This is a genomic window from Desulfovibrio sp. JC010, assembly GCF_010470675.1.
GTDB lineage: Bacteria > Desulfobacterota > Desulfovibrionia > Desulfovibrionales > Desulfovibrionaceae > Maridesulfovibrio.
The window spans coordinates 19,756-45,238 of sequence record NZ_VOIQ01000009.1; the positions used below are offsets into that span (position 1 = coordinate 19,756).

Below are 25,483 nucleotides of genomic sequence, written 5' to 3' on the forward strand. Positions count from 1 at the left end.
CTTCCGGAACACTCTCTTGTGAGTGTCATTCAATTTTGAAATCTAATTATGGTTCTCCACTGTGTCAAGACAGACACAACAGCTAACCACTTACTTTTGATAATACCCACCCTTAACGGCAAAGGCAACACCATCTTCCGATATTTAACCTTCGCATATCCAATCGCACGGCACCACCCGCCCGCGCGGGATGGCATCAAGGTCCAGATCATGCCTGCAACCGGCACTGGCCATCAGATATCCGGCATAAGCAATCATGGCACCGTTATCAGTGCAAAGATGCATGGACGGCAAAACCAGCGGGATGGAAAATTTATCCGCAACATCGGCCATCACCGAACGGACCACCGAATTGGCGGCGACACCTCCGGCCACAATCAGGGATTTAACGCCGCGATTTCGCTCAAGAGCCCTTTCAACTTTTACTTCAAGACTCCGTCCGACCGTATAGTTAAAGGAAGCCAGCATATTTTTGCGCTCTTCTGAAAGAGCCGGATCTTCATCGCCCTCTTCCGGTATACCCATCGCATCAAGGCGCAAATAAGAATGCTGGTTCACGTAATTAGCCACGGCTGTTTTCAGGCCGCTGAAGCTGAAATCAAGATTGTCATTATTTATGTATGGGACGGGAAAAGTTTTTTTATCAACTACCCCCTGTCTGCCGAGATCATCAACCAGCTTACCGCCGGGATAGGGAAGGTTCAGGGACTTGGCAGTCTTGTCAAAAGCCTCGCCAGCAGCGTCATCCAAAGTGCGACCCAGCAGAGTGAATTTCAGCGGGCTTTCAATGAGATAAATATGGGTATGTCCGCCGGACACAAGCAAACCAAGAGACGGGAACTGCAACTCCTGCTCCAGACCGGCAGCAGTAAGATGTGCCCAGAGATGATTAACACCGACAAGCTTGGCCCGACTGGAAAGCACCAGTCCTTTGGCAAAACTAAGCCCCATAAGCAGGCAGCCCTGCAAGCCCGGACCTCTTGCCACGGAAACCACATCAATATCATCAACGGTCAGATTCTGTTCCTTGAGCAGTTCACGAAACAGGGCAGGAAGCACACGCAGATGTTCGCGGGAGGCAATTTCAGGAACCACGCCGCCGAAAAGGGCATGCACATCCACCTGTGAGGCAAGTTTTTCAGCAATAAGTTTTCCGTCACGCACAAGGGCAAGCCCTGTTTCATCACAGGAGCTTTCAATACCGAGACAGAGCATTATCCGTCATGCTCCTTATAAATTTTACTGATAGTTTCCACTTCGTGGCGGGAGCCGATAAACAACGGAACGCGCTGGTGCAGGTCGTCCGGTTCGATGTCGAGAATACGCTTGGTTCCGTCTGTGGCCCTGCCGCCGGCCTGCTCTATAAGCATGGCCATGGGGGAGGCTTCACAGAGAAGACGCAACTTGCCGCGCGGCTTATCCGGATCACGGTGATCCGCAGGATACATGAACACACCGCCGTAAATAAGGTTGCGGTGAAAATCAGCCACAAGTGAACCGATGTAACGTAGACTGTAAGGCTTGCCGTGAATATTGTCCTTGGACTTGAAATAACCGACGACCTTTTTGGTAGCCTCGGACCAGAAGGGCCAGTACCCTTCATTTACTGAATAAATATTACCGCTATCCGGTATTTTCATATTCGGATGGGAAAGGAGAAATTCACCGACACCGGGGTCCATGGTAAAACCGTGCACACCGTCTCCGGTGGTGAAGACCAGCATGGTGGACGATCCGTATAAAATATATCCGGCCGCCACCTGCTCACAGCCGGCCTGAAGGACATCAGTGGACTGCACCGGAGTACCCAGCTTGCTCTTGCGGCGGAAGATAGAAAAGATTGTCCCGATATTGACGTTGACATCAATGTTTGAGGAACCGTCAAGAGGATCAAAAATGATAATGTAGTTTCCCTGCGGAAGTCCGTGGGGAATCTCGATTATGTCCGCATTTTCTTCCGAGGCCATGGCACAGAGAACGCCGGAACGGGCCATGCGGTGAATCAGAATACGGTTGGCATATTCATCAAGCTTCTTTACTTCCTCGCCCTGAACATTGACCTCACCTGTAAAACCGAGAACATCAACCAAGCCAGCCTTGTTCACTTCCCTTGAAATAATTTTGGCCGAAAGAACCAGTTCGTTGAAAAGATGTGTAAACTGGCCGGTGGCTCCGGGAATTTGCTTCTGGTGCAGTAACAGGTGCTCAGTAACAGTAATCTGCTGGGTCATTTATCCTCCTTCGGAATGTCCCTGCTGCGTGATTTTCAGAAAGTAATAAGCTTTATACCAGATTTTTCGGATAAGACCTACATTTTAGAAAAAGAGAATGCCATCGTCATCATCAGCTTCGGAAACAGCTTTAGTCAGGTAAACTATCTGTGTATCACCCACATAACGGGCCAGCCAGACATAACGCTGACCGTCAACATTGACCACACCCCTGACCTGTTCATCCAGCAATTCATCCCAGTCAATCTTCAGGAGAGCTTCCCTGTTCAGATCTTCGGAACCGGTCCATACTCCGCCGCCGTCCGGCTGCATGATGATCAGCTTCTTGGGATCAGGACAGAAATTCAACAAAATCCGGGGATCAAAATGAACAACAACAAGCCCTTTAAAGTCCGCATCCTTAAAAAAAGGAGTAGCGAGATACATCTCTGGGCCGAACTCGGAATAACTTACAAAAGACTTCAGGTTGATCTCGTTCCAGTCCCCTTCATATTCAATGAGCGGTCCCGGCTTGAAAGGTTTGATCTCAGCTTCGGGAAGCTTAACCAGAATACTGGCTTCATCATCCACAGTCAGCACTCCGCTGATCCACGGAAAGCGCATAAAAAGAAGCTTGAACCAGTTTTCATCCGGATGGGAATCCACTGTGGAAAGATTCTCGCAAAGGGAAAGGATTTTAGCATCCACAGGGGTAAAAAGCAGAGCCAGCTTGTTGTCGTCAGGATCTTCGATCCCGCCGTGCTTCAAATTGATTTCTGGGTTGGGGTCAACGGTCTGCTGCGCATCATGCCAGACCTTACTGCCATATTCGCATCCGCTGACACAAAACAGCAGCACTAAAAAAGCAAAAAGTGCGACAGATCGCACTGAATTTTTAAATTCCATAATTGATACCCGGATTCCGTGCATACACAGCACGAATCCTTATGCATATTATTAAGTTATCTCTTTAAATAAAGCCGAAACAGGGGAAATTATCTGGTTGCCCTTGCTTCCAACCGTTCAGCCAGAAGTTCAAGGGTACTCATAAGCTTGCTCTTGGCATGCTTGAAATACGGATCTTTACTTGCATCGTCCCCGGCAACATCATCCAGCGGAGTCTCGCTGATCCGGCTGGAGATATCGGCCATAAAGGACATAAGCTCTTCTTTTTCCTCATCCGAAGCCTTGCAAAGCAGTTCGCGGTAGATCTCAAGAGCCCCCTCGAGGTCCCCCTGTGAAGCCAGCACTTCAGCCATGGTCTTGGTCCTGAGACTGTCCATGACAACAGAACTGGTCAGATCTTCACCGCTGTCACCGTCAAAATCAACAAGAGCCGCCGCTTCGGTTATTTCATCAGCGAGCAGATCACTGCTTTCAGGTTCAGGGCGATGAAAACCGCCTGCAGATTCATTAATGTCAGTTGCTTTTGCTGATTCGGTATTTTTTTCTCCGCCTTCAAGCGCAACCCCGGTCAGCTGCTTAATACCCTCGGCCATGACATCAGACCATGACATGGGCGATCCGTGAAGGGCGGAAAAGAGAAAGGCCATGGCCCCGGCAACATCACTGTTGCCCTCGGAAACAGAAGCACCCCACATCTGCCAGAATGAGGGGTAGGAAGAAAAAAGTCTGGTCAGCGGAGCTACTGCCGCTTTTGCCTCTGATTCGCGGCCCAGCTTAGCAAGAGTCTCCACCAGCAGCAGGCGGGCTTCAAGATAGTCCGGATGACGGTCGAGCCCCATCCGAAGAGTGGTTACAGCCTTTTCATGGTTGCCCATTTCAACATAAAGGCGGGCCAGGGGAAAAAAAACTTTAGAGCTGGGCTCCAGAGCCAGAACTTCCTGATACCACTCAATCTTGCTTTGCATCTGCACCTGCTCCCTGTTTATTTTCTTTTACTGATTCAGGAAAAATGTACAAAACTTCGTTATCCTTGACGTAATTCATCCTGCTGCGGATGATTTTCTCCTGATACGCGCGGTCTGTCTTAAGCCTGCGTATTTCCCTGCTGAGTTCAAGGGTCCGGTTGTCTGCAGCTTCAATCTTATGCTCCAGCTCCTGCACCTTTTCATCCAGTTCAAGATAGCCGAAAAATCCCTGTTCACTAAGTCCCAGACGGATTAAAAGCACAAGGTTGATTATGACCAGAAGTCCCAGCAATACTCTACGCCGCAGCATTGAACATGTCCTTACTGAAGACGGGTAAACATTTTTCTGGGCGACTCAACCTGTCCCAGCGGGACTCTGAGTTCAAGCAGAAAATTATCAGTGGCGGTTTCGATCCTTTCAACTTCGGCCTCACTCACCCTGATTTTTTCCATTTTGCTCATGAACCCTTTAAGCACTTCAAGTTCTTCAACAAACCTGCTGTTTAAGTCAAGCTTTTCAAGCTCCTGCTCCATCTCAATAATTGTTTCAAGACAATTATTGAGTCTGAGCACCAGATTATGTCGATCATTGCCGTTCATGGTTAATCCTGTCTGTAAACTTTTTCTAGTAAATTTTTATTATTCGCTAGTTAACCAGACTTTATGCAAATTGTACATATAATTAGCACCGGAAAATACGGTCAGGAACACAGCCGCGTAGAGAATCCACATTCCCAGATCGTGCATGTCAATGCCGAAGTACGGATAATGCAGCAGCAGCGGTCCGAGCGCAAAGCTCTGGGTAACGGTCTTGAGCTTACCGAATTTATCGGCAGCCAGCACCAGCCCCATATCTACAGCGATAGCTCTCAGTCCGGTAACAGCAAGCTCTCGGCAAACAATCACAACGGAAATCCAACCACTTACATACCCCATGTAGCTGAGCATGATCAGTGTAGAGCAAATAAGAAGCTTATCCGCCAGAGGATCAAGAAACTTACCGAGATTGGTTACCTGATTGCTGCGCCGGGCAACATATCCATCAAAAAAGTCGGTCAGCGAAGCCAGAAAGAAAACAAAGGCCGCCAGAAACATGGTCAGTTTGTTCGGGTAGTAGAGAAGAACTACAATTAAAGGTACCGCAAGAATACGTCCAAGAGTCAGGGAATTGGCAAGGTTGAACATAAAGTGTCCCGGGTCGAGAAATTCATTTAGTCAGAGCGGCTGCCCTGAAGCCTGATTAGCCTTTGCGTAATGCGGGGACCATATTGGCCCCCGCAGGAACTGCATGATTCTGTGCCGATGAAGACAGTATGTCAACCCGGCAGTTGATTTACGCCATAAAAAAGACGTTTTTTATTAGGTATGGGTGCTGGAAGCGACCTCAAAGCTGCTTTCTGCGGCTTCGGCGATTTCTTCAGCCACCTTGCGGAAAGCAAGCTTGGCCGGGGAATCTTCCTCAAGCAGAACTACAGGCTTGCCGAGATCACCGGCAACAACGGTGGTGGGATCAAGGGGAACCGCACCGAGGAAAGGCAGGCTGTACTTTGCAGCAAGCTCTTCACCGCCGCCCTTTTTGAAAAGGTCGATATTTTCGTGGCAATGAGGACAGACAAGCCCGCTCATGTTTTCAACCACACCCATGATGTTGGCCTTGGCATACTGCAGAAAGTTGATAGCCTTACGTACGTCGGCAAGGGAAACTTCCTGCGGGGTGGTCACAACCACTGCAAGGGATTCGGGAATGGTTTTCAAAACGGTCATGGGCTCATCACCGGTACCCGGAGGGGAATCGACTACGAGAAAGTCAAGCTCGCCCCACTGAACGTCGGAAATAAACTGACGGATGGCGGAAGTCTTCATGGGACCGCGCCAGAGCACAGCCTGATCCGGGTCCTTGAGCAGGGATTCCATGGAAACGACATGCAGGTTGTCATTTACCTTCTTGGGAACAACGAGGTTTCCGCGCTCAACATCAAGCTGTCCGGTAATTCCGAGCAGATGCGGAACACTAGGACCATGAATGTCAACATCAAGGATACCGACCTTGAACCCTTTGTCAGCAAGGGCTGCTGCGATGTTGACCGCAACGGAACTTTTACCTACGCCGCCTTTGCCGCTCATTACAAAAATTTTGTATTTGATCTTCTGCAGAGTTGAGGAAATCAACTCATTCTGCAGAGCCTGGGCTGCACTTGCCTTTTTGTCGCCGCCCTTCTGCGGGGCAGAAGAACAGGAACTGCACGATGAACTCATATCAATGCCTTTGTTGTATATTAAAAAATCAGGGAACTTCTCCCCGTTCAACTTCAGCTAGTCTCTGGCTGAAGATACCCATTCCAAGATAATCACTGCTGCGAATCCGGCAACCATCAAAAGCACGGCACTCGCAAATTCCCCGTCATAAGCAGGAGGCAGCACATTGGCCTCGCTCAGCACGTGGACCTTACCCCGTATCACCACTGAATCAAGAACCTCTTTCCAGGGCCAGATTTTACGCATGGCCCCGGCCATGAATCCGGTCAAGAGACTAACGGTTATGGCGTGGTGTTTTTCCAGCAGAAAATGCAGCACACGGGAAAAAAGAGAAATACCGAAAGCGCAGCCGCAGACAAAAGCCAGCAGAATGGCCCCGTTTTCCAGATTTGTGGGATTGCGGATGGCTCCGGTGATAAATTCGTATTTACCCAGCAGCAGAAGGATAAAAGCTCCGCTGATACCGGGCAGAATCATGGCGCAGATGGAAATTGAAGCGCAGATAAAAACAAACCAGAGAGTGTCGGGCGTAGTTACGGGAATCAGACCAACCAGAAAATAACTGAATACGGCCCCACAGATGCCCGAAAGAATATTCTTTGCAGAAATCTCACCAACCCGCCTGCCCACAACAAGGATTGAAGCGGCAATAAGCCCGAAGAAAAGAGACCAGACCTGCACCGGATGGGTGCCCAGCAAAGTATGGATAACACGGGCCATGGAAACCATAGCCACAACAATCCCGAACAGCAGGGGCAGCAGAAATTTAAGATGCGCTTCAGCAACTGCCCCGGTCAGATCAAATTTGAGCAGACTTTTGATGAACCTGCCGTTGAAAGAACGAATGGAATCAATGAGGTTATCATAAATTCCGGTGATAAAAGCCATGGTGCCGCCGGAAACACCGGGAATAATATCAGCCACGCCCATGCAGATACCTTTAAGAATAAGTACCAGATAATCACGCGCAGACTCAGGGCCCGGACCATTTTTCCATGCTTGAATGAAATTCATAACGACCTACCAGCCTTGCTTGCCCACCAGATCAACAAAGGCGCAGCCGCCCATGTCGGTGGTTTCGATTTTACCGTCAGTCTTAGTTACCAGCATGAGCCGCTGCACACGCCGCTGCCCGCCTACGGGAATGACCATGATACCCGGATCAGCCAGTTGGTCAATGAGGTATTGCGGAATCTCAGGTCCACCGGCAGTAACAATTATACGGTCATAGGGTGCATTCTCCGGCCAGCCCATGGTGCCATCATCCAATTTGAGCTGAACATTGAAATAACGCAGATCAAAAAGCAGCTTGCGCACGGAGACAAAAAGCTTGCGGATACGTTCTATGGAAAAGACATCCGCGCCCATCTCGGCCAGCACTGCGGCCTGATAGCCGGACCCGGTACCGATTTCCAGAACTTTGTGCCCCGGTTCTATACGCAGCAACTCGGACATGACTGCAACGATGTACGGCTGAGAAATAGTCTGCCCTTCACCGATGGGCAGGGCACTGTCGGAATAAGCACGGGAAGCAAGGGCATCCTGAACGAACAGGTGCCGCTGAACTTTACGCATGGCGTCCAGAACATTTTTATCAGCCACTCCACGGGCTTCAATCTGCTCTTCCACCATCTTCTTTCTGGAACGTTTCGGATCGATACGCACTTATCCCCCGGCAGGCTTGCCCATGGCAATGCCTGAAAATTATTTTAACCATGAATTGCCGGGCAAATAATAACAGCCGGATTAATTCATTGTTTGCAGTTGAAAATCAGATTTTAGCGGTCAAGTCAACCTGAATGGTCCAAATTGACGTTTAAAGCCGTTTTTTCCACATACATCTTGACACAAAAGCGACATAAAGAGAGATTATAGTAAGGACAAAAGGAGGACCACATGCTGAAAGTCAACGATCTCATGACCACGGAACTGTTCACCCTTAGCGAATCTGATAATTTAAAAATGGCCAGGTCGCTCATGGACCTGCAACGCATAAGACATATCCCCATTGTTAACGATGAACGGGAATTCATCGGACTTGTAACCCACAGGGATATCCTGAGGGCTACAATCTCCCAGCTGGCCGACATTGACCCGGCCACACAGGGTGAAATTGATTCCGGTATTCCTGTCGGCGAAATCATGCGCACCGACATTAAAACCATTTCAGCAGATACATCGCTTAAAGAAGCCGCAGAAACACTGCTTAACCATAAGTACGGATGCTTCCCGGTGGTCAACGATAAAAACGGACTGATCGGCATCCTCACCGAAGCGGATTTCCTGAAGCTGACCATCAGCCTGATGGACGCTCTGGAGAACAGTGACGATTAACCCGCCCTCCTCCTGAAAAGCCCGTCCGGACATCGGTTCAGATGCGGCCTTTCGTGTATTCATAAAAAAAGGAATTGAGCACCACACTCAATTCCTTTTTTTTAAAATTCCCCATCCAGCATCAGATGTGAAAAATATCCGACCACAAATGCCACATAGTACGGCAGCAAAAGCGGGAACGGCTGCCCATAAATATAATAAGGCAGGATCAACATGGGCATGGGCACCAGCAGCATGGCCCACCAGGTATGGGTCCAGCCCCGGTGGGCACTGACACCGGGAAGCATGGCAAGAACTCCCAGATAGGCAGCCCATTTAAATTTTTCCAGATAAATCAAAGATAAAGACATAATAAGCATGGCGGAATAAAATATCCTCTTGCCCTTTGAATCCGTATCAATATCCGGGAAAAGCGCGCCCAGCACGCAAATCACAAACAACGAAACCACCTGCTCCGGATCGATGACATACAACCCGATCTGAACCAATCCCACAAGCACCAAGGCCCCTGCTACAACGGACCCCGTAATATGACCTTTATATCCCGGCATTTAATAACTACTTATTTTAAATTATCACAAAAAAAAAATGTCCCTCTGCAAAGAGGGACACTTTTTTCATTAATATGTCAAACAGCTTACATAGCGTCGCTGGCGTCGAGTTCTTCGATCTGCTTGTCGATTTCCTTCTGCAGCTTCTCGGGCAGACCCATGATGTCCACGTTGAGGAAACCGCGCACGATGGTCGAGGTTGCTTCATCCTCATCCATACCGCGAGCCATGAGATATTCGATCTCTTCCTGCGCGATCTTACCGACTGCGGCCTCGTGGGAAAGCTCAACACCTTCCACGGTTCCTTCCAGTTCGGGAACAGCATGAATACGTCCGCCGCCGAGAATCAGTCCCTGACACTCGATATGACCACGTGCGGGAACGTGGTTACCCTGAATATGACCACGGGATATGATGGTACCGCCGGTGGTGATGGTGCGGGAAATGGTCTCGGCTTTGGTGTTGGGTGCGTTCTGGATAATGCGGGTTCCGGTATCGATGTAGGAACCTTCAGGTGCCACCAGAACAGAGTTGAAACGTGCAACCGCGCCTTCACCGTTCAGGAAAATGGTCGGGTAGGATTGAACGTCCTTAACCTTTTTCATGAGCACGTAGTTGTTGATGAGAGCTCCGCCCTCTTCAACAACACCCATGGTGCGGGGACGTACAACAGTATTTTCACCCCAGTTATGAACCATGGTGAAAGTAAGCTTGCCGCCCTTTTTAACGTAAATTTCAGAAAGTCCGAAATGTCCGCCGGAGAATTTCTCATGGGCAGCAGCACAACCGGTTATGATGTGCAGCTCGGAATTCTCTTCTACAACCACGATGTTGTGGATGTTCTGCCCGGAATTTTCCGCCTTGAGAAACAGGCAGGACTGCACGGGCTTTTCGATCTTTGCACCCTTCTTGGTGCGCACGAAATAACCGCCGTGCAGGTTTGCTGCGGCGTTGCGGGTAAACTCATCTTTTTCTTTATCAATAAGGTTGAAGTAATAGTCGGGCAGGCCGTCATATTTTTCAAGGGCCTTTTTGATATCCATTACTTCAACATCTTTATCATTGGTACCGCAGTGCACGTTGGAGTGATCCACCTGCATGAAAGTGGCACTGACATCAGTGGAATCCACATCCACACCGGCCATGATCAGCTGTTCTTTTTCCTCAGCTTCGATTGAAGCGAGATCTTCGATTACTGCGTGTTCCAGACCTTCAAATTTAAAATCATTCAGATCAATTTTACTCATGATATTTCTCCGTGGATTTATTCTGCTAGTTCAGGCATTTCACGCATTCTTTGTATCCGTACTTGCGGATATGCTCCAGAATGTCGCGAGGTCTGGCTTCACAGCAGAGATGTCCATTGAAAAGAACCTGTCCACGGTCAGCATTGATGTAATCAAGAATGTGCCCGGTATGGGTGATGATCAGGCCGCAGGTATTGGTGCCTTTTTTCATCTTCTGCTCTTTCATGCTAAGGTCGATGTTCGGCTTGATTTCGCCGTCGAGCAGGGTGCGGACCATTTTACCGATCAGGTGCATGTTTTCGAGGTCAACACCGGATTCAGGCTCATCAAAAAGCAGCAGGCCGGGATTTTGGGCCATGAGCTGGAGCAGCTCGGAACGCTTGATTTCACCGCCGGAGAAACCGGAGTTGATATCACGGTCGAGAAAATTCGTCATATTAACACGCTGGGCCAGCATTTCCACATCAACGTCGGAACCGTTTCCGCACATCTTTACCAGATGACGGGTCTTCAAACCGTGAATGGTCGGGGGACGCTGAAAGGACATGCCGATGCCGAGACGGGCGCGCTCATAAATGGGGGCGTAAGTGATATCTTCACCCTTGAAAGTAATTTTACCCTTGGTAACTTCATAATTGCTGAAGCCCATGAGGGTCATGAGCAGGGAGGTCTTACCGGAACCGTTGGGTCCGAAAAGGATAAAGGTCTCCCCTTCTTTTATATGTAAGTTGAGGCCCTTGATGACCTCTTTATCACCGATATTGACGTGCAAGCCTTCTATCTTAAGCATTGAAATTCCTCACTTTATAAGCGAAAAGCCAAAAATGGAGTTATTTAGTCGAAATAAGTACGCCTTGAAGAGCTAATAAAATTCACATTCCAAGTCCAGCGTAAATAATGATTAATTTCACAATATCCGGCCCTGTGCTCAACAAAACGTGCCCTGAAAAAATGGTAACGGTTGCGGAAAAGTCAAGCCGCAAAATTCAAAATCTCAAATTTCCTGCACACAAAGATTTACTTCAATGCGGATTATGACTAATTTGATAGCTCATTTTTTCAGGAGAGACTTTTATGGCTAAAAAGAAAATTAATTCCCTTTCAGATCTTAAGGGTTTGAAATTTAAAGATAACAAAAAAGAAGAACATGTTCCCAAGGCGGTACGCAAAGCACTGGAAGCAGTAAAGAAAAAGCCCGCCCCTATCAAAGAAGAAGAGAAAGAAATTGAAGTGGATGATGATCAGGCTTTCATGGATGCCATGGTCGGCGTGGACCGCATGGACAATTCTACCGTAGCAGTCCAGAAACCCAAACCGACCCCGGCTCCCAAAAAATCAGAAGAGGACGAAGGCAAAGAATACCTGAGCAGCCTCGTTTCCGGTAAGATCGAATTCGAACTGGAATATTCCGATGAATTCATGTTCGGCTTTGTGCGCGGCACAGATTCCAAGGTTTTCCAAAAGCTGAAGCAAGGTGCCTTCAGCCACGAATCCCATATCGACCTGCACGGCATGAATTCCGAACAGGCTTTCGACAACCTGCTCTTTTTCATCCGCGAATCATTCCTGCAGGGCCAGCGTTGCGTGCTGGCCGTGACCGGGCGAGGCAAGAATTCCCCCGGCGGTCATTCTGTACTCAAACGCGAAATTCAGGAATGGCTGACCCGCGATCCTTTTCGCCGCGTGGTACTGGCCTTCTGCACTGCCCAGCCCAAGGACGGCGGAGCCGGAGCAGTATACATCCTGCTGCGCAAACAAAAGAAAGTGCAAGGCAAAGTCAAATGGGATAAAGGCATTAACTGGGGAAAAGAGTTTTAAGAGAACAGTTGATGCGCTTCGCGCTTTTTGATGAAATGATTTTGCCTCCGGCGGCTTAAACCCTTTTTGAAAAAAGGGTTTAAGAATCCCAAAAACTTTTATTAGGCTTCGCCGGGTTAAATTCAAAAGGATTCTTTGTGGAAATTTTTGATAATCCTGATCGTATAAAGCTCGCTTTTGGAATTCCGTTTTTTAATATGGATTTCAATGAGCTGATGCTGACCGTGGGAGAACGGGCCGGGGCGAAGGAAAAAACCATGATCTTCGCGCCCTCTTTCCCGTGGATGCTGGATTATGCAAAATCGCCATCCCTTTGTCCTTTTACGGCGGACTTCATTCTTCCTGCGGATTCATCTCTGGTAAGCATGGCGGACAAGGCCGGAATCAAACTAAAAATGCCGCTGGAATATTTTGAGTTCCCGGAGCAGATTGCCCGCATCTGCGCCCATTACGGATACAGCCTGTTGCACATTTCCGAAACCGCGCTCAAAACGAATATACTTGTCCGGGATGGTTTTGTGCCCTTGTCATGGGATTTGTTCACCCATTTTAAGACCACGGGTGAGCTGGATGATATTGACGTGCAATCAATCTGCGGAAGTGCCAATAACCTGCGCCCTGACATAGTACTCATCTCAGCCCGCGCTGATTCAATCCGTTCCTGCATTCCCAAAATCTACGAACAGTTGCATGACTGTGTGCTAATCTGCATTCCGCACGATGTGGACAAGAATAAATTCGAAGACAAGCTGGACAATATTTTCACGCCTTTGCTGCTTTTGCGAGAAGAAATGAATTTCCTTGAAAACCTGAAAGCCAAATCCGCGCTGGCCCTGCCCTCTTCTGTCAGCCATGATGAAAGCAGTATCCCGCCCAAAATAGAGATTCAGGGAACGCTCGACACCGCACTGATCCCGGACCTGCTGCGTACCGGAACCCGCATGCTTAAGCGCAACTTCTCACCGGCACTGGATTTATCCGAAACACGCAACGCATCCCTCAAAGGGCTTGAAGCCCTCAATTTCCTGAGCCGCAAATTCCGCGAAGCCGGCAAGAAAATCACTATCAGCGATGTTTCACCGGAGCTGAATAAAACCATCCATCACACCGGAGCTGCTGTTCTTTTTGATAAATTTCCGGGAATCCAAAATGAGTTGTAGCAACTATCTTAATACTTTCGCAAAGCTCAATTCGAAGACAGTTTAAACGCGCTACTTGCAAAGCATACTAAAAAGTTTTGAGGGGATGGGGTCTGGGGAAGGGGAACTGTTCCCAAAAGTCCCCCTTCCCCAGCCGCCGGAGGCATTCCTACAACATATTCACCGGATCTAAATCCATGGTGATGCGGATCTGTTTTTTGTCTGGATTGCAGCGCAATATTTTTGCATACAGCTCACGGGTTTTGAGCCAGTCGTCAGATTTCAATAAACAATTAAACCGCTTGCGTCCGCGCAACTGGGCCAGTGGCGCGGGCACAGGTCCCATGGCCATAATCCCGGCCTCTTTTGCAGCTTCGCGAATATGGCTGAAAAACGGCGGGCAAAGCTGTTCCCCTTCCCAGCCCATGGGATGACTGATGCGGATCAGGGTTAACTTGGTGAATGGCGGATAGCGGAACCGCTTGCGCTTCTCAATTTCCTTTTCGAAAAATGTCTTGTAGTCGGCGGAAGTGACTGCACCCCAGATGGGATTCTGCGGGTTGCGGGTCTGAATAATGACTTCCCCCGGCTTCTCACCGCGACCGGCGCGCCCGGAAACCTGCACCAATAACTGAAAAGTACGTTCTGCGGAACGGTAATCGGGCAGATTGAGACCCAGATCACCCTCAGAAACCACCACCAGCGTCACGCCGGGGAAATTGTGTCCCTTGGAAAGCATCTGGGTACCGACCAAAACCTGCGCATCACCACGGGCAAAGCTCTTCAGGATTTCATCAAGCCGCTCCTGCCTGCGAGTGGAATCGCGGTCCATGCGTAAAATTTTCGTTTCCGGCGGCAGTGCCTTGGCGACCTGCTCTTCCAGACGCTCCGTGCCCCCGCCCAGAGGCATGAGATTGCTGCCCCCGCATGTGGCACAGGGCAAAGGAAAATGATAGGCATTGCCGCAATAATGGCAGATCACCCGCTCGCGCCCCTTATGATAGGTCATGCTGACATTGCAATGGGGACACTTGAGGGACTCTTCGCAATCCGTGCAGTAGATGAGTGGGGAAAAACCACGGCGGTTAAGCATGACCACGGCCTGCTCGCCCTTCTCGACCACCTCTTTCAAGCGCGCTTCGGTCTCGGGAGCAAAAGGCTGCTCCGGATTCTTGATGGAGCTGGTATCGACCACCTTGACCGCCGGAAGCACGGATTTCCCGACCCGCTTCTCCATGGCGATAACATCAAAAGCACCCTGCTGCGCGGCATGAAAGGTCTTGATGTCCGGGGTTGCGGAACCGAGCACCAGCAGGCTTCCGGTCATGTGGGCCAGCACGTAAGCTACTTCCTTGGCCTGATAAGGAAGACGCTCCTCCTGCTTGTATGATTCATCATGCTCTTCATCCACGATAATCAGGCCGGGATTGCGCACCGGGAGGAAAAGAGCCGAACGGGTTCCTACAATCAGGGCCGGACTGTCATCCTCAGCCAACGCACGAAAGATGGCTTCCTTACGCACCGGGGTCTGGTAGCCGTGATAGAGATATTTGCGGGCATCCGGAAAGAGAGGACATATGCCGTTCCAAAGGGCGTAAGCAAGAGCAATTTCCGGCACCAGTACTATTACCGACTTGCCCTGCTCCATGCATTTACGGGCCGCAGTCATGTAAACGAGAGTTTTACCGCTCCCGGTGATTCCGTGCAGCAGCTTGACCGCGCTTTTGGGTTCGTCCAGCGCAGTAAGCAGTTCATCAATGGCTGCCTGCTGCTGCTCTGACGGCACGAAGTCCCACTTGGGTCCGGTAGCTGAACACTTCTCGGAGGGATTGCGTTCTTCTTCGGGCGGAGGGCCGATCTTGACCAGCGAATCGGAATGAAGCTTCTTGATCACCCCGGTGGTCCAATCGCCCATGATGTTTTTGAGGAATCCTTTTTCGCGGGGTCCGTTTTCAAAAATAAATTCCAGAATCTGCAACTGACGTGCGGCGTTGGGGCGCACAGGCCATGGCGGATCGGAAGTCAGGCTGACGTATTCCTCTTTTTCAATAGAAGCAGGCAGGCTGACATTCATGCGCCCTTCATCGTAAATTTTAACCAGCTCCATCCTGCGCTCGACAGGCATCCGGGCAATATCCAGAGCCTTCAGACGGGCGGGGAAATCTCGATCCGCAACCTTGAAGGAAATTTTGGCACTGCGGAAACGTTTGGGCACCACATTTTCCAGCACCTTGCCAAGGGGCTGCATCTGGCGGGCACCGATGTTGCGGTATAATTTGAAATGATTGGAATTTAAAAGCGGCTCACGTTCAAGAGGCCAGATAACGGATTTAAGTTCGACCCCCTCAGGAGGAATGTCCACTGTCTCAATGAGAAAAGCCACGCGTACGGAACGGCCCAAAGGCACGAGAACCCGCTGTCCTTCCATTAATTTGGGAAGGTCGGCGGGTGCTTCGTAAGTGTAAATTGAATATGGCGGGCTGGCCAGACAGGCCTGCCAGAGAGTGCTCATTACTGCTCTTTACCCGGTTTGAGACATTTTTTTAGAAACTCAAAAACCTCACCGGACGGCACTGCGCATCCCTTGGATTTACTGATGGCTACAGGAGCGAATTCCGCAGGAGCAATCTTTTTACGGATGCTCTTCCACTGGATATTGAAATCAAGGGTTTCCTCACCGACTTTCATGATCCCGGTATGGGGCAGCATGAATCCGGCGAACTTGGAATATGTGCCGAAACGGACTTCCCGCTGCGGAGCAAGCACAATCCTTATCGGTGCAAAATTCTCATTATTGAACCAAATCTGGGGAGAGTTATCATCACCCTGCTCCGCACCGAAAACAAATGCCGGGATGTCATCAAAGAATCCGTAGCTTTTGGTCGCATTGGTCATGCCCATCTCCATCCAGTCGGCGACAGGATCATCCGGTGCCCAGAATTGAAGCATGGAAACAGGCATATCCGCCGCAGGCGGACACTGGGCAATGGTCTTAAAATATTGCCCCACGGATTTTGCCGTGACAGTCGCATTGGTCCCGGTCTCGGTAAAGGTCTGCTGCCAGTGATCATGTCCGCGTTTGATAACAAGGGTGGTTCCCGGCTCTGACGGAAAAGTCAATTCCGCTTCATAGGAAGTCAGCGCACCGTATTTCCGGTACATTGTCTCATCAATTCCCTCGTCAGACGGAAAAAAAGCCCTTGCCGGGCCACTGCAAAGCAGGCTCACGGCAAGGACTGAAAATACTACATAAGTATATAAATTCTTTACGAACAAGACAAAAGCTCCCGCAATCTGGCTACAACGTCATCACGCAATTCTTCATCCTGAAGGGCGAAGTAAATATTTGCGGTAAGATACTCCACCCAGTCCCCGGCGTCAAACCTCTGTCCGCGCAGTTTCACGGCCAGCAGCTTGTTATCCTGCGCCAGTCCCTGCAGGGCATCGGTGAGCTGGATTTCTCCGCCCACACCCGGCTCAAGATTTTCCAGATGATCAAAGATTTCCGGCAGCAGAACATAACGACCTACGATTGCCAGTCTGGAAGGAGCTTCGCCGATGGCGGGCTTTTCAACCAGAGAACGGACCCGGTACATACCCGGAGCGAACTCTTCACCCTGAATGATACCGTAACGGTTAACCTTGTTCTCGGGTACTTCGATTACGCCGACCACCGCCATATTCTCGGTGCGTGCGGCATCAATAAGCTGCTTGATGCCCGGCTCCAGACCGAACATGAGGTCATCGCCGACCATTACGGCAAAAGGATCGTTTTTACATACTTCCTTGGCACAGAGAACAGCATGTCCGAGGCCGAGTTGCTTTTTCTGACGCACGGAAATGATGTTAACCATCTCCGCAACTTTTCTTACTTCTTCAAGAATCTCAGTCTTGCCGCCGCGCTCAAGCACATCTTCAAGGGAAAGGTTGTAATCGAAATGGTCTTCAATAATTTTCTTATTCTGGTTGTTAATGAAAACAACATCAGTCAGTCCGCTGGACATGGCCTCTTCCACCACATGCTGCACAACAGGCTTCTTAAAGATAGGCAGCATTTCCTTGGGAATGTTTTTGGTGGCAGGCAATGATCTTGTACCCCATCCAGCAACCGGAATAATAACTTTCTTGATGACCATTGATCATATCTCCTTGAAATATTGAATGCTTTGTAGCGACCAAACGAATTATCAGCGTAAATGCTCTTCCAAAACTCCTGCAAGCTCGGAAGTATAAAGATCAACTTTGGAACTGTCTTCTGCTTCAACCATAACTCTGGCTACGGATTCAGTTCCGGAATAACGCAACAGAACACGTCCCTTTCCGGCCAATTCCTGCTCAACCTGTTTGAGGGCTTCCTGCACAGCGGGAACTTCCTCAAAAGGTCTTTTCCGCTTAACGTGAACGTTCTGTAATTTTTGCGGATAAAGCTCAAGCAGTCCGGAAAGTTCGGAAAGCGGTCTGTTCTTCACACACAGTATACGCAATAACTGCAAGGCTGCAAGCAACCCGTCGCCTGTGGTGCTGAATTCCTTAAAAATAAGATGGCCGGACTGCTCACCACCGAGGATGGCTCCTTCACGGCGCATGGCTTCCACCACGTGACGGTCACCCACCGGGGTACGCAACAATTGTCCGCCCTTTTCTTTCATGAAATTTTCAAGGGCCATGTTACTCATTACAGTGGCAACAAGCATATTATGAGTGAGTTTACCGCGTTCCATAAGATCGGCAGCGCACATGGCCATGATGACATCGCCGTCAAGGACCTGCCCCTTTTCATCAACAACAATGAGGCGGTCAGCATCACCGTCAAGGGCGAGACCGATATCGGCGTGCTCCTCCACTACCCGCTGTCCGACAACTTCGGGATACAGGGATCCGCATTTGGCATTGATGTTCAGCCCGTCCGGCTTGTCGCCGATACGCACAACTTCCGCTCCCAGCTCTTCGAACATATGGCCGAGGCTGTAGGCAGCACCATTGGCGCAATCGAGAACAAGCTTGACTCCTTTCAAAGTCATATCCTGCGGGAAGCTGTATTTGAGATAAACAATGTAGCGTCCGCGGGCATCTTCAATCTTGAAGGCACGCCCGACTTTCTCTGCCTGCGGATAATCCCACTGGGTATCCGGAGACATGACCATTTCCGCAATTGTATCTTCAGCTTCATCGGGAAGCTTGTAGCCGTTGGCATCAAAAAATTTAATACCGTTATCCATGAACGGGTTATGGGAGGCGGAAATGACAATACCGAGATCGGCACGCATATTACGGGTCAGAAAAGACACCGCAGGAGTCGGCATGGGGCCGACCTGGAATACATCCATACCCATGGCACAAAGCCCGGAAGTAAGTGCGGATTCAAGCATATACCCGGAAAGGCGGGTATCTTTACCGATAATTACTTTATGCTGCTGTTTTCCGTTTCTGAAATAAGAACCGGCCGCAAGCCCCATACGCAGGGCAACTTCAGCGGTCATGGGGTGAATATTAACCTGACCGCGCACACCGTCGGTCCCGAACAAACGTTTAGTCATCCATCTCTCCAAAATATAAGCAGGCCGCTCATTATTGCGCTTGGGACGTCGGCCTTGATATAGTTACGGTTATTGCTTCAGGCTTTCTCTTTTTCACAGTGCAGCCCTTAGGCAGGCTGACTTCGAAAGGAATGACATTCTTCCCTTCCGGGATAGCCGTATTCAAATCAATTGAAGCAGTAATCTCATCTCTGAATCCATTTTGCCTGAAGAAAGGCTTTGGCCCTTCCACAAGCAGCCTGACGTAATTCTGACTGGCGGTAAAGTCAATATCATCCGGCCCTAAAATATAAAGAGGCACCTTGACCCACATCTTTCCGGAGCGCACTGCAAAATCAAGACTCACACTGACCAGCCCCGGATTGGACTCCACAGTCTCCGGTAATTGCAGGGGAACTTCCCCATGCCAGAATCCGGGAGAATCGGTATCCAGCATAATCGGCTGGGTTCTGACCTGTTTGATTTTTTTAAGCACCGAAGCCGGTCCGCGCAGGGTTACTTCATCCGGTTCACTGAATTTTTTCTTAAGGGTATAATCGCGGTGCAGATCACCTTCCCATGCCGGCAATACCCGGACCCGCTTCTTCACAAACATATCCATGGCCAGATTGATATGTGAAGGATTGATCTCCACAACCTCAAGGGCACTGCCCAGTCCGAGGTTTTCCGGCACAATGGTAATAGGATTGTTACCGACCACCAGATGTCCGGTATCAAGGGAATAGGCCATTTTCTTGGTATCAAGATTGCGGATCAAGCCTTTGGGGCCGCGCAGCCGCACGGAAACCTTGCTGATCATACCATCGCGGATAATCATGCCTTGCGGGGGATTGATAATTTCCAAAGGAAACTCCACCCACGTCTCAACAAGGTCACGCCCGGTAACCAGATACCAGGTCAAAAGGGCCATCATCAGGGCCGTTGCGGCTATTTTCCAGTGCTGTACTTTCATCATGTCAAAACGTTTTTAAGAACCCTTTTCAGACGCACAATATCAAGCTTGGTAATCAACTTGCCGCCGATGGCCGCAGACATAGTCCCGCGTTCTTCAGAAACAACAAGGGCGATGGCATCGGTTTCTTCACTGATCCCCAAGGCCGCCCTGTGCCGGGTGCCGATGGCGCTCTGTCTGGTGGAGACCTGCGCCAGCGGCAGAATACAGGATGCCGCAACCACTTTGTTGGACTTGATAACCACCGCTCCGTCATGCAGCGGGGTATCCGGCCAGAAAATATTGATCAGCAGCTGCTTGCTGACCTGTCCATTGATCTCGACCCCTTTTTCTAAAATATCACCCAGCGGGACGTTTTTCTGGATGACCAGCAATGCCCCGATCTTCTGGCGGGCCATGGAATCCATGGCGGCACAGATTTCATCGATAACCGCAATTTCAAAATCCTGCTTACGCCAGAAACGGCCTGCGCCCATCTGGGCCAGACCTTTACGGATATCCCTCTGAAAAAGGACAATAATTACAAGGAAGATGGAACTAAGAAAATTGGTCAGCAGCCAATTGAGGGTATAAAGACCGAAGACATCAGAAAGGTAGTAAACCAGCAGGACCAGAAGAAGTCCCCAGATAACCGCAGCAGCACGAGTGCCGCGCACCAGCAGGATAATATAAAAATAGACAATCGCCACCAGACCGATGTCCAGCAGCTCTTTCCAGGAAATTTGAAAGCCCAGAAACTCAAACATCAAAAATCCCCGCCGATCTCCTTCACTATTTTCAACGTCTGGCTGGTCAAGCCGACTTCATGCACCCGGTGAATCGGAACTCCGCGCGCTGCCAGTACAGCTGTTGCTGCTTGAGTGGCATTCTGCCGCTCATCGGGTTCCAGCCCCAGCAGTTTACCCCACAAAGACTTGTTTGAAAGTCCCATGTAAACCGGAAAACCCAGATCCATGAAACGGTCAATCCGGCGCAGAATCTCCAGATTGTGCCCAAGAGTCTTGCCGAACCCTATACCGGGATCAATCACTATATGACTTTCGGGTAAGCCTGCTTTTATGAGTTTTTCAAGACTTTTTTCAAAAAAACTCAAAATATCTTCTATGACACTATCATAACTCGGTGCCAATTGCATCTCTTCCGGGGTTCCCTGACTATGCATGAGCACGTAGCCGGGTTTTAAATCAGCCACAACTTCCAACAGAGCCGGGTCCTGCGCAAAAGCGGAAACATCATTCACAATGGCTGCTCCGGCCTCGATTGCGGCACGGGCCACCCCGCTCTTGACTGTATCAACAGAAACCACATGCTCACGGCTGAGTTCCTTGATCACCGGAACCACGCGGGCAAGTTCATCTTCCAGAGAGACAGGATCGGCAAATGGCCTGGTGCTCTCACCGCCCACATCAAGGATATCCGCACCCTGTGCAGCGAGCATGCGGCCATGTTCAACGGCCTGCTGCAGATCATAATTTTTGCCCCCGTCATAAAAGGAATCGGGGGTGACATTGACAATACCGGCAATAAAAAAAGGGGCAGGGCCTAACACCCTGCCCCCCTTAACGGTCCATGAATAATCGCGGGACATAAATCCTGTATCCTTATTCGGAACTCTTTTTATCTTCTTTTTCTTCAGTCTCTGCCGATTCTTCGGAGAGCTTGAATTCTTCTTTCACTTCAGTTTTGGCTTCAGGCTTGTCTTCAGTCTGTTCTGAAGGCTGCTCTTCAAAAGCGAATTCACCCTTGTCTGCATCATCTTCCTTTTCAGATTCGGCAACAGGAGTATATCCGGCCTTGGAAGTAGAACCGTAAGCCCTTGAAGCTGTCGCAGCATTGGAAGGTGCTACGGACTCAAGGGGAGGAAGGGTCCCACCGGCCATGAGGGTATCGAGGTCGTTACCGTCGATAGTCTCACGCTCAAGCAGAGCTTCGGAAACAGCATGCAAAGCCTTTTCATTTTCAGAAAGGAGCTTGTTTGCAGTCTCGTAAGCAGTGTCGATAATCCTTCTGACCTCGGAATCGATGAGGCGAGAGGTATCTTCACTGAAGTCCTTGTGCTGCACAAGTTCCTTGCCGAGGAAAACCTGATCCTGACTTTCACCGAAAGTCATGGGACCGAGTTTCTCACTCATACCCCACTGGCAGACCATGGAACGGGCCATCTTGGTAGCGCGCTCAATGTCGTTGCTGGCTCCGGTGGTGACCTGATCAAGGATCAGCTCTTCAGCCACACGTCCGCCGAGCAGCATGACCAGAGTATCTTTGAGGTACTCTTTATTATAGTTATGACGGTCATCCACAGGCAGCTGCTGGGTTACACCCAGAGCGCGCCCGCGGGGGATGATGGTAACTTTGTGTACGGGGTCGCAGTTTTCCAGCAGCTTGGCGATGAGAGCGTGACCTGCTTCGTGATAAGCGGTGGTCTTCTTCTCTTCATCAGTAAGAATCAGGCTGCGGCGTTCACGGCCCATGAGGACTTTGTCTTTGGCCTCCTCAAAGTCGGCCATCTTGACGTAGTCCTGATTGTTCTTCGCTGCGTACAGAGCGGCCTCGTTAACGAGGTTTTCGAGGTCCGCACCGGAAAAACCGGGGGTTCCGCGGGCAATAACATCAAGATCAATCTCACCGGCAAGGGGAGTCTTGCGGGTATGAACCTTGAGGATATGCGCACGGCCCTGAACATCCGGGGTAGGCACAACAACCTGACGGTCAAAACGACCGGGACGCAGCAGCGCGGGGTCGAGGACATCAGGTCTGTTGGTTGCGGCGATGAGGATGACACCTTCGTTGGACTCAAAACCGTCCATCTCAACCAGCAGCTGGTTCAAGGTCTGTTCACGCTCATCGTGTCCGCCGCCGAGGCCAGCACCACGCTGGCGACCCACCGCGTCAATTTCATCAATAAAGATAAGACAGGGCGCATTCTTCTTACCCTGTGCGAAAAGATCACGCACACGGGAAGCACCGACACCGACAAACATTTCAACAAAGTCGGAACCGGAAATGGAGAAGAAGGGAACTCCTGCTTCCCCGGCAACAGCGCGGGCAAGCAGGGTTTTACCGGTACCGGGGGGGCCCACCAGCAGTACACCCTTGGGAATGCGTCCGCCGAGGCGGGTAAACTTTTTGGGTTCACTAAGGAACTGGACAACTTCGGCAAGCTCATCCTTGGCTTCGTCAACTCCGGCAACGTCTTCAAATGTTACGCGGGCTGTTTCCTCATTTATCATGCGTGCTTTGGAACGCCCGAAGGACATGGCTCCGCCACGGCCTCCACCGCCTCCCTGCATCTGACGCATGAAGAAGATCCAGACCCCGACCAGAAGCAGCATGGGAAACCATGATATGAACAGAGTCATATACCATGGAGCCTCTTCCTCAGGCTCGGCCACAACTTCGATTTTGTTTTTCAGCAGATGCTGAACAAGGGCCGGATCATCAGGATTGTAAGTGACAAAACGTTTGTCACCGACCATTACCCCGCTGATTTTCTGCCCCTGAATCTTTACTTGAAGGACTTCTCCTTCATCGACTCTGCTTAAAAAGTCGGTGTAGGAAAGTTTGAGCTGGGAAGTCTGCGGCTGATTAAAAAGATTGAACAAAACAATCATCACCAGCATGATGGTTACCCAGACCAAGAGATTCTTGGCAAAACTATTCAAAGTCTATCTCCTTGGATATGCGTCCGCCCGGCCGGAACATGTCAATATGCGGCAGGCAGCGGACTGAATTTACATTATTTCTTCAGTATCGATCAGTTATTAATAAGACTAATTGGGGAAAAGGCAAGCCATAAACAAAAATATTATTAGCACTTGCCCTTTACCAGCAAAATTGGTAGCCATTTCTTCTTCGAAGCGGAAGTGTATCGTAACCGGTGTTGCGCCTGGACTTCAAATCCAGTGGACGGGTTAACCCTCGTCGGTAGGTTCGACTCCTATACACTTCCGCCATTCTTTTTTTACCAGCCTACTACATCTTGACCAAGCCCGCTTTGCTGGCATAAATTATATATAAATAATATATGGAGGCAAAGTGAGTTTTACATTTATTGATCTTTTTGCCGGAATAGGTGGATTCCACCAAGCTGCCAAACATTTTAATGGTGAATGTGTTTTCGCGAGCGAAATTGATAAATACGCTCAAAACGCATATTTCCATAATTATCATATCCATCCCGCAGGCGACATCACCCAAATACCTGAGCAGGAAATTCCTGAACATGATTTTCTGTTTGCCGGATTTCCGTGCCAGCCATTCAGCATCATAGGCCAGCAAAAAGGCTTTTCAGACACACGTGGGACCCTCTTTTTTGACATCGTAAGAATTTTAAAAGCCAAAAAAACATCATATATTATATTAGAAAATGTCAAACAATTATCAACACATAATAAAGGTAAAACTTTAAAAACTATTCTCAGAGTATTAGAAGGACTGGGCTACAAAACCTGGCATAAGGTCTTGAATGCTATTGACTTCGGGCTACCACAAAAAAGAGAACGCACAATCATTGTGGGTACTTTGAATAATCAATTAAATTTTGAATGGCCCAAAAAAACAATCGCAATGAAATCTTTGTCTCAAATCATTGAATCTGATGTTGACAAAAAATTTTATGCAAGTGCTGATATTCAAAACAAACGCCAACAAAAGCACAAAAGTCAATTTGATCTTGCCATTTGGCATGAAAATAAAAGCGGAAATATTACAAGCTATCCATATTCTTGTGCTTTGAGAGCAGGAGCATCATACAATTATCTTCTTGTAAACGGAAAAAGAAGATTGACTCCTCGCGAAACTTTAAGACTTCAAGGCTTTTCCGAAGATTTCAAAATAGTTTGTTCCGACTACCAGACAAAAAAACAAACTGGTAACGCTGTTCCCGTTCCTATGATTCAAGCTGTATTAGAAGAGGTACTCCATGCAAAGGCCAAAACTGAGAGACTCCAAATCAAAGCAATCCCAACAGTCATACCCACTGGGCTGTTTCCCCAAAGAAACCACACAGGAAATATGCAAGAAATTAATTTATAATGCAGTAGTAGGCAAGAGCAACATAACAGGAGACGATTGGGGCGAAATTTTCGCTCACGCTGTTGGCGGCACCCACCTAGCAAGCCCGATAGGTCTGGCTGATGTTGTAAAAAATAATGAAGCATGGTCTGTAAAAACCGTTCAGAGCAAAAAGCCGCATACAACAAAATCGGTCAGAATTATATCAGGTCGAAACAACCTAACGTACTCGTATGATATTGATAATCCATTTAAAAACGTACAACTCTCAGGGGAATGTGTTCTCAACATCTGGAATGAACGACTAGATATCGTACATCAAAAATTTTCTAATTTAAGAACAATTGTACTAATCCGCAACATGGACTCATTTGAATTTACGTTGTTTGAAATCGACACACATCGAGTTCTAACTCGCGAGTTCAAATGGGAAATAAATAAAAATAGAAATTTTATTGCTCGCGATCTTTCATCTAACAAACACACCTTCACATGGCAGCCCAATGGATCACAATTTACAATAATACATCCTGTTCCTGCATCAGCAATCAAATT

General features: G+C 49.2%; 25 protein-coding genes and 1 tRNA gene. 5 read left to right on the top strand and 21 right to left on the bottom strand.

The features are described from left to right. Nucleotides 1-144 precede the first annotated feature (144 nt). From tsaD to FMR86_RS11350, 10 genes are all read right to left on the bottom strand, one after another. Nucleotides 145-1,215: a tRNA (adenosine(37)-N6)-threonylcarbamoyltransferase complex transferase subunit TsaD gene (tsaD, locus tag FMR86_RS11305; protein ID WP_163351496.1), complete on the bottom strand. Its 1,071-nt coding sequence runs from the start codon at nt 1,213-1,215 to the stop codon at nt 145-147. After that, nucleotides 1,215-2,231 (bottom strand): class 1 fructose-bisphosphatase, encoded by a 1,017-nt coding sequence (gene fbp / locus FMR86_RS11310; RefSeq protein ID WP_163351498.1) that lies wholly within the window; start codon nt 2,229-2,231, stop codon nt 1,215-1,217. Before fbp ends, tsaD begins: the two co-directional genes overlap by 1 nt. A gap of 84 nt (nt 2,232-2,315) precedes the next feature. After that, nucleotides 2,316-3,116, bottom strand: a complete 801-nt coding sequence (locus FMR86_RS11315; RefSeq protein ID WP_163351500.1) for a hypothetical protein — start codon at nt 3,114-3,116, stop codon at nt 2,316-2,318. Nucleotides 3,117-3,205: 89 nt separating this feature from the next. Further along, nucleotides 3,206-4,081 (bottom strand): tetratricopeptide repeat protein, encoded by an 876-nt coding sequence (locus FMR86_RS11320; RefSeq protein ID WP_163351502.1) that lies wholly within the window; start codon nt 4,079-4,081, stop codon nt 3,206-3,208. Next, on the bottom strand, nt 4,065-4,391 hold the full coding sequence (locus FMR86_RS11325; protein WP_163351504.1) for a septum formation initiator family protein: 327 nt from the start codon (nt 4,389-4,391) through the stop codon (nt 4,065-4,067). Before FMR86_RS11325 ends, FMR86_RS11320 begins: the two co-directional genes overlap by 17 nt. A gap of 11 nt (nt 4,392-4,402) precedes the next feature. Further along, a complete protein-coding gene (locus FMR86_RS11330; RefSeq protein ID WP_163351506.1) occupies nt 4,403-4,681 on the bottom strand; it encodes a hypothetical protein in 279 nt (92 codons plus the stop codon). 39 nt (nt 4,682-4,720) lie between these two features. After that, nucleotides 4,721-5,266 (bottom strand): CDP-diacylglycerol--glycerol-3-phosphate 3-phosphatidyltransferase, encoded by a 546-nt coding sequence (pgsA, locus tag FMR86_RS11335; protein ID WP_163351508.1) that lies wholly within the window; start codon nt 5,264-5,266, stop codon nt 4,721-4,723. Nucleotides 5,267-5,440: 174 nt separating this feature from the next. Next, complete coding sequence (locus FMR86_RS11340; protein WP_163351510.1) at nt 5,441-6,337, bottom strand: Mrp/NBP35 family ATP-binding protein; 897 nt, start codon at nt 6,335-6,337, stop codon at nt 5,441-5,443. 57 nt (nt 6,338-6,394) lie between these two features. Further along, nucleotides 6,395-7,351 carry a DUF368 domain-containing protein gene (locus FMR86_RS11345; RefSeq protein ID WP_163351512.1) on the bottom strand — a complete coding sequence of 319 codons (957 nt, stop codon included), beginning with the start codon at nt 7,349-7,351 and terminating at the stop codon, nt 6,395-6,397. 6 nt (nt 7,352-7,357) lie between these two features. After that, a complete protein-coding gene (locus FMR86_RS11350; protein WP_163351514.1) occupies nt 7,358-8,002 on the bottom strand; it encodes a protein-L-isoaspartate(D-aspartate) O-methyltransferase in 645 nt (214 codons plus the stop codon). A gap of 231 nt (nt 8,003-8,233) precedes the next feature. On the opposite strand from FMR86_RS11350, the gene FMR86_RS11355 reads away from it, so the two are divergent. Beyond that, entirely contained in the window at nt 8,234-8,671 is a 438-nt protein-coding gene (locus FMR86_RS11355) for a CBS domain-containing protein (protein ID WP_163351516.1), read from the top strand. 101 nt (nt 8,672-8,772) lie between these two features. Here the strand turns inward: FMR86_RS11355 and FMR86_RS11360 are convergent, their stop codons facing one another. The 3 genes from FMR86_RS11360 to FMR86_RS11370 form a co-directional block, all read right to left on the bottom strand. Beyond that, the gene (locus tag FMR86_RS11360; protein ID WP_163351518.1) at nt 8,773-9,222 is read right to left on the bottom strand and encodes a metal-dependent hydrolase; all 450 of its coding nucleotides are present in this window, start codon (nt 9,220-9,222) and stop codon (nt 8,773-8,775) included. Nucleotides 9,223-9,308: 86 nt separating this feature from the next. Then, a complete protein-coding gene (locus tag FMR86_RS11365) occupies nt 9,309-10,469 on the bottom strand; it encodes a SufD family Fe-S cluster assembly protein (protein ID WP_163351520.1) in 1,161 nt (386 codons plus the stop codon). Nucleotides 10,470-10,494: 25 nt separating this feature from the next. Beyond that, the gene (locus FMR86_RS11370) at nt 10,495-11,259 is read right to left on the bottom strand and encodes an ABC transporter ATP-binding protein (RefSeq protein ID WP_163351522.1); all 765 of its coding nucleotides are present in this window, start codon (nt 11,257-11,259) and stop codon (nt 10,495-10,497) included. Between the two features lie 284 nt (nt 11,260-11,543). Here FMR86_RS11370 and FMR86_RS11375 point away from each other — a divergent pair, with 284 nt between their 5' ends. Together FMR86_RS11375 and FMR86_RS11380 are read left to right on the top strand one after the other, a co-directional pair. Beyond that, nucleotides 11,544-12,287 carry a Smr/MutS family protein gene (locus FMR86_RS11375; protein WP_163351524.1) on the top strand — a complete coding sequence of 248 codons (744 nt, stop codon included), beginning with the start codon at nt 11,544-11,546 and terminating at the stop codon, nt 12,285-12,287. Between the two features lie 137 nt (nt 12,288-12,424). Continuing rightward, nucleotides 12,425-13,447 (top strand): anti-sigma factor antagonist, encoded by a 1,023-nt coding sequence (locus FMR86_RS11380; protein ID WP_163351526.1) that lies wholly within the window; start codon nt 12,425-12,427, stop codon nt 13,445-13,447. Between the two features lie 148 nt (nt 13,448-13,595). On the opposite strand, the gene priA is transcribed toward FMR86_RS11380, so the two are convergent. The 8 genes from priA to ftsH are packed head-to-tail and all read right to left on the bottom strand — an operon-like array spanning nt 13,596 to nt 23,577. Further along, nucleotides 13,596-15,938 carry a primosomal protein N' gene (gene priA, locus FMR86_RS11385; protein ID WP_163351527.1) on the bottom strand — a complete coding sequence of 781 codons (2,343 nt, stop codon included), beginning with the start codon at nt 15,936-15,938 and terminating at the stop codon, nt 13,596-13,598. Continuing rightward, the gene (locus FMR86_RS11390) at nt 15,938-16,702 is read right to left on the bottom strand and encodes a hypothetical protein (RefSeq protein ID WP_163351528.1); all 765 of its coding nucleotides are present in this window, start codon (nt 16,700-16,702) and stop codon (nt 15,938-15,940) included. Before FMR86_RS11390 ends, priA begins: the two co-directional genes overlap by 1 nt. Further along, nucleotides 16,693-17,562, bottom strand: coding sequence for a UTP--glucose-1-phosphate uridylyltransferase GalU (gene galU, locus FMR86_RS11395; protein WP_163351529.1), 870 nt, complete (start codon nt 17,560-17,562; stop codon nt 16,693-16,695). The genes FMR86_RS11390 and galU overlap by 10 nt, the downstream gene beginning before the upstream one ends. A gap of 51 nt (nt 17,563-17,613) precedes the next feature. After that, nucleotides 17,614-18,963, bottom strand: a complete 1,350-nt coding sequence (glmM, locus tag FMR86_RS11400; RefSeq protein WP_163351530.1) for a phosphoglucosamine mutase — start codon at nt 18,961-18,963, stop codon at nt 17,614-17,616. A 31-nt stretch (nt 18,964-18,994) separates the two neighbouring features. After that, nucleotides 18,995-19,918 carry a CdaR family protein gene (locus FMR86_RS11405; RefSeq protein ID WP_239057223.1) on the bottom strand — a complete coding sequence of 308 codons (924 nt, stop codon included), beginning with the start codon at nt 19,916-19,918 and terminating at the stop codon, nt 18,995-18,997. Beyond that, nucleotides 19,915-20,661: a diadenylate cyclase CdaA gene (gene cdaA / locus FMR86_RS11410; RefSeq protein WP_163351531.1), complete on the bottom strand. Its 747-nt coding sequence runs from the start codon at nt 20,659-20,661 to the stop codon at nt 19,915-19,917. Before cdaA ends, FMR86_RS11405 begins: the two co-directional genes overlap by 4 nt. Continuing rightward, on the bottom strand, nt 20,661-21,503 hold the full coding sequence (gene folP / locus FMR86_RS11415; protein WP_163351532.1) for a dihydropteroate synthase: 843 nt from the start codon (nt 21,501-21,503) through the stop codon (nt 20,661-20,663). Before folP ends, cdaA begins: the two co-directional genes overlap by 1 nt. Nucleotides 21,504-21,516: 13 nt before the next feature. Then, nucleotides 21,517-23,577: an ATP-dependent zinc metalloprotease FtsH gene (ftsH, locus tag FMR86_RS11420; RefSeq protein WP_163351533.1), complete on the bottom strand. Its 2,061-nt coding sequence runs from the start codon at nt 23,575-23,577 to the stop codon at nt 21,517-21,519. Nucleotides 23,578-23,774: 197 nt separating this feature from the next. On the opposite strand from ftsH, the gene FMR86_RS11425 reads away from it, so the two are divergent. Both FMR86_RS11425 and FMR86_RS11430 read left to right on the top strand, forming a co-directional pair. Then, a tRNA-Sec gene (locus tag FMR86_RS11425) sits at nt 23,775-23,868 on the top strand. A gap of 82 nt (nt 23,869-23,950) precedes the next feature. Beyond that, nucleotides 23,951-24,949 (top strand): DNA (cytosine-5-)-methyltransferase, encoded by a 999-nt coding sequence (locus FMR86_RS11430; protein WP_163351534.1) that lies wholly within the window; start codon nt 23,951-23,953, stop codon nt 24,947-24,949. The last annotated feature ends 534 nt before the right edge of the window (nt 24,950-25,483 follow it).

What these genes read in the sequence shown, in the direction of transcription:
- tsaD (WP_163351496.1), bottom strand. Translation starts at nt 1,215, where the DNA reads ATGCTCTGTCTCGGTATTGAAAGCTCCTGTGATGAAACAGGGCTTGCC.
- fbp (WP_163351498.1), bottom strand. Translation starts at nt 2,231, where the DNA reads ATGACCCAGCAGATTACTGTTACTGAGCACCTGTTACTGCACCAGAAG.
- FMR86_RS11315 (WP_163351500.1), bottom strand. Translation starts at nt 3,116, where the DNA reads ATGGAATTTAAAAATTCAGTGCGATCTGTCGCACTTTTTGCTTTTTTA.
- FMR86_RS11320 (WP_163351502.1), bottom strand. Translation starts at nt 4,081, where the DNA reads ATGCAAAGCAAGATTGAGTGGTATCAGGAAGTTCTGGCTCTGGAGCCC.
- FMR86_RS11325 (WP_163351504.1), bottom strand. Translation starts at nt 4,391, where the DNA reads ATGCTGCGGCGTAGAGTATTGCTGGGACTTCTGGTCATAATCAACCTT.
- FMR86_RS11330 (WP_163351506.1), bottom strand. Translation starts at nt 4,681, where the DNA reads ATGAACGGCAATGATCGACATAATCTGGTGCTCAGACTCAATAATTGT.
- pgsA (WP_163351508.1), bottom strand. Translation starts at nt 5,266, where the DNA reads ATGTTCAACCTTGCCAATTCCCTGACTCTTGGACGTATTCTTGCGGTA.
- FMR86_RS11340 (WP_163351510.1), bottom strand. Translation starts at nt 6,337, where the DNA reads ATGAGTTCATCGTGCAGTTCCTGTTCTTCTGCCCCGCAGAAGGGCGGC.
- FMR86_RS11345 (WP_163351512.1), bottom strand. Translation starts at nt 7,351, where the DNA reads ATGAATTTCATTCAAGCATGGAAAAATGGTCCGGGCCCTGAGTCTGCG.
- FMR86_RS11355 (WP_163351516.1), top strand. Translation starts at nt 8,234, where the DNA reads ATGCTGAAAGTCAACGATCTCATGACCACGGAACTGTTCACCCTTAGC.
- FMR86_RS11360 (WP_163351518.1), bottom strand. Translation starts at nt 9,222, where the DNA reads ATGCCGGGATATAAAGGTCATATTACGGGGTCCGTTGTAGCAGGGGCC.
- FMR86_RS11365 (WP_163351520.1), bottom strand. Translation starts at nt 10,469, where the DNA reads ATGAGTAAAATTGATCTGAATGATTTTAAATTTGAAGGTCTGGAACAC.
- FMR86_RS11370 (WP_163351522.1), bottom strand. Translation starts at nt 11,259, where the DNA reads ATGCTTAAGATAGAAGGCTTGCACGTCAATATCGGTGATAAAGAGGTC.
- FMR86_RS11375 (WP_163351524.1), top strand. Translation starts at nt 11,544, where the DNA reads ATGGCTAAAAAGAAAATTAATTCCCTTTCAGATCTTAAGGGTTTGAAA.
- priA (WP_163351527.1), bottom strand. Translation starts at nt 15,938, where the DNA reads ATGAGCACTCTCTGGCAGGCCTGTCTGGCCAGCCCGCCATATTCAATT.
- galU (WP_163351529.1), bottom strand. Translation starts at nt 17,562, where the DNA reads ATGGTCATCAAGAAAGTTATTATTCCGGTTGCTGGATGGGGTACAAGA.
- glmM (WP_163351530.1), bottom strand. Translation starts at nt 18,963, where the DNA reads ATGACTAAACGTTTGTTCGGGACCGACGGTGTGCGCGGTCAGGTTAAT.
- FMR86_RS11405 (WP_239057223.1), bottom strand. Translation starts at nt 19,918, where the DNA reads ATGATGAAAGTACAGCACTGGAAAATAGCCGCAACGGCCCTGATGATG.
- cdaA (WP_163351531.1), bottom strand. Translation starts at nt 20,661, where the DNA reads ATGTTTGAGTTTCTGGGCTTTCAAATTTCCTGGAAAGAGCTGCTGGAC.
- folP (WP_163351532.1), bottom strand. Translation starts at nt 21,503, where the DNA reads ATGTCCCGCGATTATTCATGGACCGTTAAGGGGGGCAGGGTGTTAGGC.